14 protein-coding genes are annotated in these 14170 nt (G+C 46.3%); 12 read left to right on the top strand and 2 right to left on the bottom strand.

The window, feature by feature from the left end; all coding sequences use genetic code 11:
* The first annotated feature begins 61 nt into the window (after nucleotides 1–61).
* Both FE296_RS29155 and FE296_RS29150 read left to right on the top strand, forming a co-directional pair.
* Nucleotides 62–1207 (top strand): glycoside hydrolase family 88/105 protein, encoded by a 1146-nt coding sequence (locus FE296_RS29155; RefSeq protein WP_150367303.1) that lies wholly within the window; start codon nucleotides 62–64, stop codon nucleotides 1205–1207.
* Nucleotides 1204–3744, top strand: coding sequence for a glycosyl hydrolase family 95 catalytic domain-containing protein (locus FE296_RS29150; protein WP_150367302.1), 2541 nt, complete (start codon nucleotides 1204–1206; stop codon nucleotides 3742–3744). Before FE296_RS29155 ends, FE296_RS29150 begins: the two co-directional genes overlap by 4 nt.
* A 163-nt stretch (nucleotides 3745–3907) precedes the next feature.
* On the opposite strand, the gene FE296_RS29145 is transcribed toward FE296_RS29150, so the two are convergent.
* Nucleotides 3908–4720, bottom strand: coding sequence for a DUF817 domain-containing protein (locus FE296_RS29145; protein WP_411860608.1), 813 nt, complete (start codon nucleotides 4718–4720; stop codon nucleotides 3908–3910).
* A gap of 233 nt (nucleotides 4721–4953) precedes the next feature.
* Here FE296_RS29145 and FE296_RS29140 point away from each other — a divergent pair, with 233 nt between their 5' ends.
* From FE296_RS29140 to FE296_RS29105, 9 genes are all read left to right on the top strand, one after another.
* Entirely contained in the window at nucleotides 4954–5289 is a 336-nt protein-coding gene (locus FE296_RS29140; protein WP_124114628.1) for an antibiotic biosynthesis monooxygenase, read from the top strand.
* Between the two features lie 134 nt (nucleotides 5290–5423).
* Nucleotides 5424–5768: a YojF family protein gene (locus FE296_RS29135; RefSeq protein WP_150367301.1), complete on the top strand. Its 345-nt coding sequence runs from the start codon at nucleotides 5424–5426 to the stop codon at nucleotides 5766–5768.
* A gap of 23 nt (nucleotides 5769–5791) precedes the next feature.
* A complete protein-coding gene (gene bshB2 / locus FE296_RS29130; RefSeq protein ID WP_124114630.1) occupies nucleotides 5792–6466 on the top strand; it encodes a bacillithiol biosynthesis deacetylase BshB2 in 675 nt (224 codons plus the stop codon).
* Between the two features lie 192 nt (nucleotides 6467–6658).
* Nucleotides 6659–6790: a hypothetical protein gene (locus FE296_RS33870; protein WP_263364281.1), complete on the top strand. Its 132-nt coding sequence runs from the start codon at nucleotides 6659–6661 to the stop codon at nucleotides 6788–6790.
* Nucleotides 6783–8171 (top strand): right-handed parallel beta-helix repeat-containing protein, encoded by a 1389-nt coding sequence (locus FE296_RS29125; RefSeq protein ID WP_223869086.1) that lies wholly within the window; start codon nucleotides 6783–6785, stop codon nucleotides 8169–8171. Before FE296_RS33870 ends, FE296_RS29125 begins: the two co-directional genes overlap by 8 nt.
* A complete protein-coding gene (locus FE296_RS29120) occupies nucleotides 8168–8749 on the top strand; it encodes a nitrous oxide reductase accessory protein NosL (protein WP_124114631.1) in 582 nt (193 codons plus the stop codon). Before FE296_RS29125 ends, FE296_RS29120 begins: the two co-directional genes overlap by 4 nt.
* A gap of 28 nt (nucleotides 8750–8777) precedes the next feature.
* Nucleotides 8778–9599, top strand: coding sequence for an ABC transporter permease (locus FE296_RS29115; RefSeq protein WP_150367707.1), 822 nt, complete (start codon nucleotides 8778–8780; stop codon nucleotides 9597–9599).
* The gene (locus FE296_RS29110; protein WP_150367300.1) at nucleotides 9592–10305 is read left to right on the top strand and encodes an ABC transporter ATP-binding protein; all 714 of its coding nucleotides are present in this window, start codon (nucleotides 9592–9594) and stop codon (nucleotides 10303–10305) included. The genes FE296_RS29115 and FE296_RS29110 overlap by 8 nt, the downstream gene beginning before the upstream one ends.
* An 11-nt stretch (nucleotides 10306–10316) precedes the next feature.
* Nucleotides 10317–10859: a TlpA family protein disulfide reductase gene (locus FE296_RS29105; RefSeq protein WP_150367299.1), complete on the top strand. Its 543-nt coding sequence runs from the start codon at nucleotides 10317–10319 to the stop codon at nucleotides 10857–10859.
* Nucleotides 10860–11003: 144 nt separating this feature from the next.
* Here FE296_RS29105 and metE read toward each other — a convergent pair whose 3' ends face one another.
* Nucleotides 11004–13298, bottom strand: a complete 2295-nt coding sequence (gene metE, locus FE296_RS29100) for a 5-methyltetrahydropteroyltriglutamate--homocysteine S-methyltransferase (protein ID WP_150367298.1) — start codon at nucleotides 13296–13298, stop codon at nucleotides 11004–11006.
* Nucleotides 13299–13526: 228 nt separating this feature from the next.
* Between metE and FE296_RS29095 the strand changes: the two genes are divergently transcribed.
* The gene (locus FE296_RS29095) at nucleotides 13527–14150 is read left to right on the top strand and encodes a hypothetical protein (protein ID WP_150367297.1); all 624 of its coding nucleotides are present in this window, start codon (nucleotides 13527–13529) and stop codon (nucleotides 14148–14150) included.
* Nucleotides 14151–14170 lie beyond the last annotated feature (20 nt).

The raw sequence follows: 14170 nt of genomic DNA, 5'->3' as shown, positions 1-14170 counted from the left end.
GAACGTTAAACCCCGAATGAACGGTACAGATGGCATAATCCATCAGAAGGAGGATTTCGATATGGTTGGAACTTCGACAAAGTCAGTGACACAAGAACGGAGAATGTCTGTCAAAATAGCAGATACCTTGCTTTCCGAATGCCAGAATGGCAATCATCCCAAGATTGCAGGCAAATGGGGCTATGTGGGCGGGATGACGCTGATGGCACTGGAACGCGCTGCCGAATGGAATCAACAATCCCGCTACGCGGAACTTGTCCAGCGTCACATGGATGACCTCATCGAGAATGACGGCACCATTCGGACCTACCTGTTGAATGATTACAACCTGGATATGATCAATGAAGGCAAAAATCTGTTCAACCAGTGGAAGAATTCCGGCAATGACAAATATGCTAAGGCAATTTTGCACCTGGTTGACCAGCTTAAAGGACAGCCACGGACAAGTGAAGGTGGATTCTGGCATAAGAAAATATATCCGTTTCAGATGTGGCTGGATGGCATTTATATGTCTTCACCGTTTCTGGCGGAATATGCGAGCACCTTCGATCATCCCGAGAGCTTCGATGAAGTGGCACGACAGATTTTGTTGATCGAGCGAAAGACCCGTAATCCGCGTAATGGCCTACTCCACCATGCCTGGGATGAGAGCAGGGAACAACGCTGGTGCGCTCAAGATACTGGTCGATCCGTTCATGTTTGGGGCCGGGCCATGGGATGGTATGCAATGGCCGTGGTAGATGCACTGGAGCACTTTCCCGTGGATCACCCACAGCGCGGACAGATTATGGGCATATTTGAACGAATGGCATACGCGATTGCTCATGTTCAGGATCATGATAGTGGACTCTGGTACCAAGTGATGGATCAGAACGGAAGAGCCGGCAATTATCTGGAAGCCTCTGCTTCCTGTATGCTGACCTATGCACTCGCGAAAGGCCTTCGGTTACATTATCTGGCTGAACTGGACCGTGAAGTCGTTGATCATGCCTATGCTGGAATATTGAAGCAGTTAGTCACTGAAGATGAAAAAGGGGTGCATCTGCACCAGATCTGTCATGGTGCCGGACTCGGTGGGAAGAAGTATCGGGACGGTTCTTATGAATATTACATCAGTGAACAGGTCGTTAGCGATGTGCAGATGGGCGTAGCCCCATTCTTGCTAGCCAGTATTGAGATGGAGAGACTTGGGGCGGAAAAAGCGTGAACCAACACACTGATCACACAGACACTACAGGCATACGGCCGGACAGGAACAAGTTGTTGCTAAAATATCCTTCTTCCTGGTGGCAAGGGTTGTGGCGAGAAGCGCTTCCTTCCGGAAACGGTAAGCTTGGTGCTTCAGTGCAAGGCGGAATTCAGACGGAAACTGTGCTCTTGCAGCACAGTGAATTATGGCATTGGGGGCGCAAAGATGAACTGCCCGATGTCAGTCATACCTTATCAGAAACCCGTAAGTTAATGGATGAGGAACGATATTTGGAGGCAAGCTGGCATCTGACCCGTACACTGCAAGCAGAAGGTTACGCGTCCAAGTTGTCTTCCCGATATCCACTGGCTACAATGACGGTGGAAATGAAGTGTAATAACGCTTTTCGCAAATATCGGCGGGAACTGGATATGGACACAGGGGAAGTTCAGGTGCGCTGGCAGGACGGAAGTGACAACTATACAAGAAGTCTGTTCGTCTCGCGTGCAGACGATTGTGTTGTCTATGAGATCGAGACTCATAGAGTGAAAGATGGAACAAGTGCGCAGGGAACAGATTCGGCTGAGCATTCATTGCTGTCGGGGACGATAGGCCTGCATTTTCCGCAGGGCGACAGGGTGAGAGAAGATGAGGAGTTCAACGCACTAAAGTCGTCTATAACGATAAGAATTGATCGGGATGATAGTGGAGACTATCTGTGCTATGGCGGGCAAAATGACGATGGACAGGACTACGGAGCGGTGCTGCGACTGATCCAATTGAACGAAATACCTGGTTTGAGTCATGATCAACAAAAGGAAAGCGAACCTAACGAAGACATGCTTAGCAGGCAACTTCATTTCCAGACCTCTGGAAAAGTGCTTGTGCTTGTTAAAATGTTTGCTACGGGCAGACGAGCGCAGGAATGGACACGGTTGAAGCAGGAACTCGCATCGCTTGAGAGCGACTACTATACGTTGCTGGATCGGCATATCTCACTGCATCAACCGTTGTTTCGGTCCGCTGAGCTTGATCTGGGTGATAAAACGGATGACGGGCGCTGTAATGAAGACTTACTTCTGGAAGCCTATGAAGGTGAAGCACCTACAGGGTTTGTGCGCAAGATGTGGGCCTATGGTCGATATCTATTTATCAGCGGAACCTCTGAACATAGCGGATTGCCATTTGGATTATACGGCTTGTGGGGTGGTGATTATCGCTTGATCTGGGGTCACAATATGGCGAATGAGAATGTGCAAATGATGTATTGGCACACTGACGTAGGTGGTTTATCCCATCTGAATCGTTCGTTGTTCCGCTATTACAACGGATTAATGGATGACTTTCGCGACAATGCTCGCAAGTTATATGGCTGCCGAGGGATTTACATTCCCGCTGGAACAACACCGGGTATCGGTGTGCCTAACCAGATTGTTCCGGTAATTATGAACTGGACCGGAGCAGCAGGATGGATCGCCAGACATTATTATGCACATTATCAGTTCACTGGAGATAAGCAGTTTCTGCTCGAGGAAGCCCTGCCCTTCATGAAGGAGGCTCTTCAGTTCTATGAAGATTTTCTGGTGCTGGGTGAAGACGGAAAATACAAGATATACCCGTCTGTTTCGCCAGAGAATACACCTGAGAATTTTATGCCTAAGCATGGACAGCCACTGGCGCATCCTATGCCTACAGCCATTAATGCCACCATGGACATTGCTATTATTAAAGAACTGCTACAGCATGTCATTGCAGCCAGTCGACTAACTGGAGTGCATACGACTAAGATTCCGTGCTGGGAAGCCATGCTGGAGCATATGCCTGACTATCTAATTGAAGCGGAGGGAGCTGTGAAAGAATGGCTGCATCCTGCGTTTGAAGATCGACGTGATCATCGTCATCTTTCACACCTGTATCCTGTTTTTCCAGGACAGGAGCTCACCCGTGAAGAACAGCCAGAGCTGTACCAAGCGTTCGAGACAGCAGTTAATCAGCGAAGGCTTGGTGCTCAGAGTGGTTGGTCCCTTGCACATATGTCGTCCATATATGCTCGACTTGGCAATGGTGAGCGGGCGCTGGAAAGTCTCGATATTCTTGCACGCTCCTGTGTTCTGAGTAATGGGTATACCTTGCATAATGACTGGCGCAATATGGGGGTATGTATGTCCATGCCCGCTGCTCCGATTCAGCTGGATGCCAATATGGGCTGGGTTAATGCAGTACAGGAAATGCTGCTCTATGTGTCAGAACAATGGATCAAGTTACTGCCAGCATTGCCAGAACGGTGGACACAAGGTTCCATTCGTGACTGGTGCATACCAGGAGGTAGAATGTCCTGTACATGGAACCGGAATTCGGACTTCTTCCGGGCAGAACTTGTCGCGGACCGGCGGATCAATACGAAGCTTCATATTCCTGAATGGGTGAACGGATGCGTGATGCTCAGCAAAAGTGCCTGCTTATGTGAACTTGATGATAATGGCATCTATGAGCTTGAAATTGAAGTTGGTGGGGAACTAGTGCTCGAGCAGATAGCATCTGGACATATGCAATAAAAAGTCCACATTAGGCGCCTTTTCACGTAGCAATTATCAGTTGCTGTGAATACTTTCAAAGTACTGAACAGTCTGAAGAGCAAAACAGCGGCACTCAAAGACTTATTTTCCAGTCTAGAAGTGCTGCTGTTTTTGTGATAAGGGGATGTATTGGCTCGTCAGGTTATGATTCATCTGCGGTTCGATTGGCTTTCACATATTTGAGCTGCGCAACGATGATGACACTGATGATGACCAGCAGAAACCAAGAACTAATTTTGCTAAAGCTAACCAGTTGCCAGGCATCATGCTGATCAGGATATTTCCAGGCATTGAAGAAGGTAGCGATGTTCTCAGCAGTCCAAATGAAGAAACCAACAATGATAAAAGCAAGCGATAAGGGCATTCGATAGGTCGTTGCTCGTACCCGGTAAATAATCCATGTTTTCCAGAAGACAATAAATACAAGCGCCGTCAGCCACCAGCGAAAATCGGGCATAAAATGATGAGTGAAAAAGTTAATATAAATGGCTGCTCCCAGCAACATGGAAGGTGCAAAACCAGGCCATCCGGTCATGTCCATTCGCAGTCTTCGCCACACCTGACACATAAAACTGGCTACACTTGCATACATGAATCCGCTATAAAGAGGGACACCAAGTATTTTGGTGTATGCTTGCTCAGGGTATGACCATGATCCCATCCATACTTTATAAATCTCCAGCACCAGGCCTATAATGTGAAATACACAGATGACCTTGATTTCATCCTTGGTTTCCAAGCCGCTTCGATACATCAGGTACTGCACAGCAAGCAATACGAGCAGAATGGCATCATATCGATGAAGGAAAGGAATAGGAATTATGCTGGACAGGGCCAGTGTTCCAAAGATCGCTACGGGAAATATGCAGCTCATGGCCTGATGATAGCCAAAATGAAGTAGTTGTATTAGAGGTTTCAATTCAAGTTTAACTCCTTTCCAAACACGTTTGAGCATAATTCAATGATATGATTTAAGGGTGTTCATCATGGGTGTTTTTTGCCTACACTTCATAATATAGAGTTCATCAATGAATAAAAAGAGAAAAAAACACATAAATCTGTTCTTGTTTTCAAATGAAATCGACTTCCTTTCATTGATAATGATTTTCAATTAGATTAAAATAAGAGAATAAAAGTTCACACGTCTCGCATAACGCGAGGAATGTGACTCTACCAGGAGGAATGAATATGTTGATTCAAACTCGAAGTATCATTGTCCAAAAGGGATATAGCGATAAAATTGTGGAACGTTTCAGTGGTCCAACTCCCGTTGTGGACATGCCCGGTCTGATTGATTTCAGTGTCATGGTCAATAAGAAACGTGCAGAGAACGAAGAAGTGATGGTCATCATTCGCTGGGAGTCGGAAGAAGCGTGGAAGAATTGGGAGAAAAGTGACGTACATATCCAAGGGCACCGTGAGAAGAGAGCACAGGAAAAACCGGATTATCTGATCAGTACGACCGTAAATATGTATCAGGTACAGACTGTGAAGACCGGTAGCTGTTCCGAACAAGCGTTATAAGCGGACAGCATTCTTGGAGCTAGGCTGGTTCTAACCAAAAGCTACATGAGAGGGAGAAGCGTTATTCCATGTATATTCTTACGTAGTTATGTTAAAATGAAATTCGTACAATTACATTAGACAAGGAGGCCGCCATGCAGCCGATACAATCTCAAGATATTCAGCTCCGGATCAATCACCTTGCTGATAAGGACATATACGTACACCTCGAACTCACGTCAGGAGCGTATGCACATCACTATGACAGTTCGAAGCATCCGGCATCGGCATTCATTTCCAATGCGGCCATACGATATACTCAGGGGTCCATTTCCGGTACGGGTCCATACCGGGTTGGTCTAAAAACCACTCAGGGATGGATATACGCCGAAGGCCTTACACATATTGACGAACAGGACCAAGAAAGACTGATTCTGGCTGGTCACGACACCCAGGGCAAGCTGGTTGTGGCATTACAACTGAGTCGGGAAATGTTCTGAAGAAAGCGGAGGATCAAATAACGATGAAAACTATAGATAATGAGCATGAGCGCATCTTGGTGGTGTATCCTCACCCTGATGATGAAGCTTTCTCAGTGTCCGGAACATTAGCCAAGTACATAGAAGGTGGCTCTCACGTTACCTATGCTTGTCTAACACTGGGCGAGATGGGACGTAACATGGGGATTCCTCCATTTGCTAACCGCGTCACATTGCCTCAGATCCGCAAACAAGAACTGATTGAAGCTTCAGCAGCCATTGGAATTCAGGATTTAAGAATGCTTGGTTTCCACGATAAAATGATCGAATTCGAAGACCCGCAACTGCTCGACGATAGCATCATGGCACTGATCAAGGAACTGAATCCATCCCTTGTGATTACCTTCTATCCAGGGTTCAGTGTACATCCCGATCATGATGCGACGGGAGAGGCCGTCATTCGGACGATTAGTCGTCTTCCTGTAGGAGAGCGTCCATTGGTTCATTGCGTTGCATTTGCCCACAACCAGGAACAATTCATTGGTAAAGCGGATGTAATCGTTGATGTATCCGGATTTTTGAAACAAAAAATGGCATCAATCCGCGCCCACCGTTCACAGTTTCAGGCAGCCGAGCTTGTCGGAGATCGAGAGTTGAATTCAGAAGAGATCCAAGCCCGTTTTGGCAGAGAAACATTCTGGACCTATCCATTTGCCTAACACCATTACGCAGAAGTCGCCAATTTGGCGGCTTTTTTTGTTTACATCACAATATCGACACAAAAATGTAGCGTCTATAGCCTAATTGAGCTATATGGAATAAATATCATTTTAAGTACACTGTGATCAGGATTGTGATAACGCTTCATTTATTACGTTGCTTCAATGAATGAGTAACATGGAGAGTTGATTTTGAGTGAATGGAGGGATGGTGTGTACAACCAACGTATATTTTGGATCAACGTAAGACCCGTTGAATACATTGCCACAGCAATAAGCAACTGCAACAAGAAGCCGGAATTGCGCGGTTTGAATCATGAGTAATCCTTGGGCAGGATTGGGTGCATTCAACAGTTGTAAGAAGAGTCGGGTTACGGGTTTCATTTTTCTAATTGGAATGATGATGCTCTTACTATCCCTTCCGCACGGTGCAATCATGGCCTCCTCCGGACAACGTGATCTCATTCCCCTCCAGCCAATTATTGACCGTTCTGCATCCGGAGATGTCATTGTACTTGAATCAGGGCTATATTCAGGCCCCGTGACGATTGATAAGAACATCACCATTAAGGGCGATCCTACGGTCGTAGTTGTTAATGCGGAAGCCACCTCTACGATAATGATTCGTTCGGATGGGGTAAAGTTGAGCGGTTTTACAATTGAACATGATACGAATGAACAGACTGCAGCCATTCAGGTTGAAGGGAACAACAGTGAAATCATGGATCTGCATATTCAGACCCAGGGTTATGGGATGATCATCCGGAATTCGAGTCATGCAGCGATTCAGCGGAACAACATTACGTGGGTCGGAGTTGATTCTGCCTCCAGTGGCCAGAAGGGCAATGGCATTGATCTTTACAACTCCCATGATAGCTTCATTAAAGCCAATGAGATCACGGGCATGAGGGATGGAATCTATCTGGAGAACAGTCGCAAGTCAACGGTACAAAATAATAGGCTGTTACATACAAGGTATGGCATCCACTGTATGTACATTGACGGCTCTTCTGTCATGGATAATACCGGAGAGGAGAACATGACAGGTGCCATGATTATGGGCGTCAAGAATACGGTTATATCGGGCAATTCTTTTCGCAAACAGAGTACCAATGTTCATTCCCAAGGGATTCTATTGTATGACGTACATCAATCCTCTGTTCACAACAATGTTGTGGAAGGTAATCGTGTCGGCATGAATATTGCAGAGTCATCGGGCAATGAGTTCCGTGGCAATGCGGTGCTTCGGAACTTTGTTGGCATCCAGCTTGTTCTGGCAGAGGCTAATGAGTTTACACGTAACCGAATGGTGTCTAATGTCATTGAAGCTTCGGCGCTGGATAGTTCGAATAATGTTCTGATGGAGAATTACTGGGACTCCTTTCAGGGGCTCGACCTGAATCAGGATGGAATCAGTGAAATTTCCTATGCGATCAATCCTTTTTATGAGCAACTGGTCAGTCGAAATTCTGCGTATCAGCTCTTTTTCCAATCACCGGGTATGGTCTTTCTGAGTGACTTGTTTACAGAAGGCAGAGAACAATGGACTACCGACAAATCGCCACGAATGAGCATGGATACGGAATCTGATCTGCACTTGTCAGTGGAAAGGGCAGCAGGTTCCAATCTGGTGTGGATGTTCGGGTTAGTTCTGTTGGGTATGGCAACTTTTATAATCATCTATATGGGGGTATTACGAAAATGAATAAAAGTTCGAACAGAAGATGGTTTATGGTTATGGTACTTATGTTTGGCATGGTATTGTTAACCGCTTGCGGAACTAAATACGCGGCATTGCCGATTAATGAAGACGTGGATATCTGTGCGATCTGTAAAATGCAAGTGAAGGACGATGCATATGCAACACAGCTCACTACGAAAGACGGCCAAAATTACAAGTTCGATGATATCGGCTGCATGAACCAGTGGAAAACAGAAAATGGCACAGATAACATCGGCATGGACTATGTACGTGATTACAATGACAAGGAATGGATTGAATACAGCAAAGCCACGTATGTATACGACGCTTCATTGCGCACGCCCATGGCATATGGAATTCTTAACTTTAAGGACAAGCCTTCGGCTGAAGCTTTCATTGCAGAGCAAGGTGTTGGAACCATTATGACCGCTGAGGATCTTGCCTCCCATGACTGGAAACAGAACACAGAGAATATGGACATGATGGGTGAACATGGGCATGATGAGCACGGACATGGTGAAGAAGGAGACGGTAATGAGATGCATCAGGAAGGTGAGATGAAAGAAGAGTCAGGCCACTAAGTATGACAATAGAAAATGGTGATCAATGATGTCAGATATGATACAGATTGCAAGACGAGAAGTGAAAATGGGATTTCGCAATCCTTGGGCGTATTCGTTTCTGATCCTTTTTTGCACCTTTAGCTTAAGCTTGTTACTTCTGAATTCGCAGAATCTGGTTGAAGGATATTCGGGCACCACAGGTTCCATGTTGAATCTCATTCTCTACCTTTTGCCATTAATGACGCTATTCCTCGGTTCCTTCTCACTAACATCTGAAAAGGAAGACGGCAGCTGGCAACTGCTGTCTACGTATCCCATTGGCACGATGTCCTTTATTGTTGGGAAATATCTTGGGCTGTCGATTGTATTGATCACCATTGTTGCGTTTGGATACGGCCTGATGGGAGTCATTAGCGGAGTAATCGGGAATCCACTGGATGTCATGACATATCTTCTTTTTCTGGCATTCTCGTGTGGACTGGTGTTGTTATTCCTGACGCTGGCTCTATTTATCGGTTCGTTGTCGCGTAATCGGTGGCAGGCTTTGACGATCTCCGTGACCGTATGGTTTTTCGCTGTCATTGGGTGGCCGACCTTATTGCTCTCTGTGCTGGGACTGATGCCTTATCTGTGGGTAAAACCGCTGCTGGTTATGCTAACACTCATCAATCCGGCCGAGCTGGTGCGCTTGTATGTCGTGATCAAACTAGGGGGCGGCTCCATTCTTGGACCAGAATATTATCGATGGGTGGAGTGGGTGCAGCAACCAAGTGGCAGTTGGATCTTCATCGGGATATGCCTGTTCTGGATAACCTTCTCTATCTTGGCGGTATATGCGATCTGGGAGAGGGGGCGTTTTCATGGATAAAGTAGGGCTCGAAGTGTTAGGATTGTGCAAATCCATTAAAAAGCAACCGATTGTTGAGGATATTTCCTTTCATTTGACTTCTGGACAAGTCCTTGCCCTCTGTGGAGGGAATGGCGCAGGAAAGAGCACGGTACTGCGTATGATCGCTGGAATTCTTCGGCCTACCTCCGGTGAGGTTACGGTGAACAATGTGCGATGGTTGAAGGAGCGCAAGCGTTATTCAGAGCAGATTGGATATATGCCGGACGATTATCAATTTAATCAAGGACTGAGTGCGGAGGAAATGCTTCTGTTCTGGGCTTCTCTGAGGAAAGTTCCCAAGGAGAGAGTACAGGAAGTACTGACCATGGTAGGTTTGGAAGATCAAAAGAAAAACCGGGTTACGACCTTCTCCAAAGGCATGCGCCAACGTGTGTTATTCGCCCAGGCTGTGCTGTCGAAACCTCCACTGCTCATCATGGATGAGCCAACAAATGGATTGGACCCATTTTGGATGCAGGAATTAACTCAGCTGCTCAAGGGAATCAAACAGGATGGTCACATGGTCGTGTTCTCAACCCATCAGTTGGAGATCGCAGACGACATTGCGGATCAGGTGATATTCATGAACCATGGACATAATGTTGGAGAGGGCGCCACTCACGACTTTCGTGATCAATTTGGTTCGCTCCATGCAGCATTTCATCAAAGTCTTGGTTTAAAGTGAAGGTGAGTTTATTGCAGAAGAACAGTTTTAAAAGCAGACGTACACTTACAATTTTGATTGGTGTGATCGCATTGCTCGCAGGTGCATGGGCCATTTTCGAAAATGTATCGACACCCGAGTCTGAGCGTGGCAACGCTATTCAAGCTGGTGCCGTGGCTCCTGAGTTCACAGCAGTTAATTCAGCAGGCGAACAGGTCAGCCTGTCCGATTATCGGGGCAAAGCCGTCATGATTAACTTTTGGGCTTCATGGTGCACGCCCTGTGTAAGGGAGATGCCGCTCGTTCACCAGATTGCTCAGAACTATCAGAATGACGTGGAAACCCTGTTTGTTAACGTGGGGGAATCGAAGGGCACGATCCGTGAGTTTATGGATAAGCAGGCGTTTGATTTTCCGGTGATCATTGATGTGACGGGCAACATATCAGGTATGTATCGTATTACAGGTTTACCCGCAACAATGGTCATTGATAGGGATGGGGAGTTCCGTCACATACTGCTCGGTGAACTGACCGAAGATATACCATTGCAGCAATGGCTGGAAGAGAGTATCTAGTTGTACGCCAGAGATCGCCATGTTACAAGTGAAATGAATGGACGTTAAAAGTAACTACAAAAAGTAACCAGATAAAAAGCCGAACACCCATTTAACGAAGGGATGTCCGGCTTTTATTTTGAAGTTATACTGCTTCGCAGCCGATTACAATACAGCAGCTGAAGCGTGATTGTTACGAGCGATTCTAGTTGCGTCAACCATGTTACGCAGAGAAGCTACCGTTTCTTCCTGTCCACGGGTTTTCAATCCGCAGTCCGGGTTAATCCAGAACAGCTTCGGATCAAGAACACGCAGGGCGCGTTCAATCATGCTGCTCATTTCATCCACACTTGGGACACGTGGACTATGGATATCATATACGCCAAGACCGATACCCAGCTCATACGTATTTTCTTCAAAGCTATGAATCAGTTCACCGTGACTACGGGATGTCTCAATGGAGATAACATCCGCATCCATAGCTTCAATGGAATCAATCATGTCATGGAATTCGCAATAGCACATATGCGTATGGATTTGAGTCGTTTCATGCACCGTGCACGTGGAGATGCGGAACGCTTTGACGGCCCAAGCCAGGTAATCGGCTTGTTCATTTTCTTTCAGCGGAAGCCCTTCACGAACAGCAGGCTCGTCAACCTGGATCATGCCAATACCTGCCTGTTCAAGTGCTTCGACTTCCTGTCTTAGAGCATACGCCAATTGATAGGCAATCTGCTCACGAGCAATGTCTTCACGTACGAATGACCAGTTCATGATAGTAATCGGGCCAGTCAACATGCCTTTGACAGGACGCTCAGTCTGCGATTGGGCATATTTCGTTTCTTCCACCGTCATTTCACCGGTAAATGCAACATCACCGAAGATAATAGGTGGCTTCACACAACGTGAACCATATGATTGTACCCAGCCGAACTGTGTAAAGGCAAAACCGGCAAGTTTCTCGCCAAAGAATTCAACCATGTCGGTACGCTCAAACTCACCATGCACCAGTACGTCAATTCCGATCTCTTCCTGAATCTTAATCCAGATATCAATCTGCTCCCGGATGAAGGCAGCATACTGTTCGTTGTTCAACTCACCCTTGCGCCACAACTGACGTGCTTTTCTGACTTCAGCAGATTGCGGGAAACTACCAATCGTTGTTGTCGGGAAGAGTGGCAATTGCCATTTGGCCTGTTGGGCTTCATGACGCTCGGCAAAAGGACGGGAGCGCTCCGGCTGTTGAACACTGATGGAAGCAACGGCTTTCTGTACAGCGGTACGGTTCCGATCTTCGGATTGCTGAAGCGCCAGAAGAGGAAGCTCTGCTTCGTTAATTTTAGCGGTAATCTCTGCACTTGGTGAAGATAAGGCTGTAGTCAAAAGAACAATCTCATCCAGCTTTTCATCTGCAAATGCGAGTGCATTCTTCAGTTCAGATGTAAGTTTTGCCTCACGGTCTGTGGTTACTGGCACATGCAGCAGGCTGCAAGATGATTGCACGATGATACGTTCAGGCGTCACGAACTCAGACAGTTCATTCAGCAACTTCAGTTTTCCTTGAAGGGAAGCTTTCCAGATCCCACGTCCATCAATAATACCTGCACCGAGTACTTTGTCTGCCGGGAAACCGGATGTCCGAATAGACTGTGTGTTACCAGAGAGTCCGTGTACAAAATCAAGTCCTACACCTTGAACGGGCAGTGCAACAATATCGTTGTAGTTTTCGACAGATTCAAAGTACGTTTGCAACATAATATTCAGGCCTGGAACGGCTGTGGCAAATGTTTTATATATTTTATTCAGACGCTGTACGTCTTCATCGCTTAATTTGGTTACCAGAATAGGCTCGTCGATCTGCACCCACTGAACGCCTTCGCTTGCAAGTTCTTGAAGCAATTGAGTGTAAAGTGGCAGCAAGCGGTCCAACCAAGTGTCCGTCTCGGATTTATCATAGCCTTTGGAGAGCTTCAGGAAGGTTAGGGGACCAACGATAACCGGTTTTCCTTCAATGCCGAGTTTTTCTTTTGCTTCACGATAAGCGAGAAGCGGTTTGTTCTCCGTGAGAGTTGGAGAAGCCCCGTCCAGTTCAGGTACGATGTAGTGATAGTTGGTGTTAAACCATTTTGTCATTTCGCTTGCTGCAGCATCTTTCGTTCCCCGGGCAATGCCATAATATACGGACAACGGAACGGAGCCACCATCATATGCAAAACGTTTGGGAATAATGCCAAACATCACGGCCGTATCCAGGATATGATCATAATAGCTAAAGTCATTAACTGGAATGATGTCTATGCCTTTTGCTTGTTGCTTGCGCAAATGATCAATACGGATCTCCTGCAAACGTGCGTGAAATTCTGATTCCTCCAGCTTGCCTGCCCAGAACGCTTCCAACGCTTTCTTCCATTCCCGATCAGCACCAATACGCGGATATCCCAATACACTACTTTTTGTCATCGTTTAAAACCCCTCTGCTTTTATGTTACACAAAATTTATCACAGATCCGGAGTTATAATGTAATTCCATTAAATTATATCTAGTTATAGCCTGGGGCTATATCCAAAGGTGTGTTCAGCATGAAGTATAGAACTTGAAGAAGTCATTACGTTTGAAATAGATACCACTAATGTTACAATGGTTAACTATGTTCATACGAATGATTGAAAGAAAGGAAGGCGGTACGCATGAATCTGTATCACATCCAGTCCACCGTGCACGGAGTCAACAGAGTAGCATCATTTCTGGAAGACAACTATATTGGTATTGCTTGGTCAGGTACAGGGGATCTGGAACAAGCGCCCCCGGAACTATGGAAAGAACAGCTGGTTCAACACTATAGATTGGACGAGTCAGAATTGGCGAGCACACTCGCGACACTACATATGTTTGCTAACCTCATGCAGGATGGAGATTATGTATTAATTAGCGATAATGAATGGACGTATGTTGGGGATATCGGGGATTATTATTACGACGATTCCACTGGCACAGAAAACGACTTGATCTGTCACCGTCGCGGAGTTACATGGTTGGGTCGTATTCCTCTCGCTGAGCTAAATGACAAAGTTCAGGCACTGCTAAAAGATTCATCCACCCTTGCAAAGTTTGAGCATCCTGTTTCACAAGCACAGCTGGATCGCGGACTTGCAGTCGGCATAGCAGCTGAAGCAACCAACTCTCTCTCAACAGGAGTAGATGAAGCCACGATTCAAGCAGCTATTCATGTGCTGAAGGAAGCGTTGCACAGTGAAGAAGAAGAGCTGCGAATTCGTGCGGCTACAGCCATTTTGCAGTATGCCAAACCATAGGAAGACTATGCATAATGATA

Origin of the sequence: Paenibacillus sp. UASWS1643 (assembly GCF_008693195.1) — a bacterium.
In the GTDB taxonomy this organism is placed as follows: domain Bacteria; phylum Bacillota; class Bacilli; order Paenibacillales; family Paenibacillaceae; genus Paenibacillus; species Paenibacillus amylolyticus_B.
This window is presented reverse-complemented; position numbering and strand designations above follow the sequence as displayed.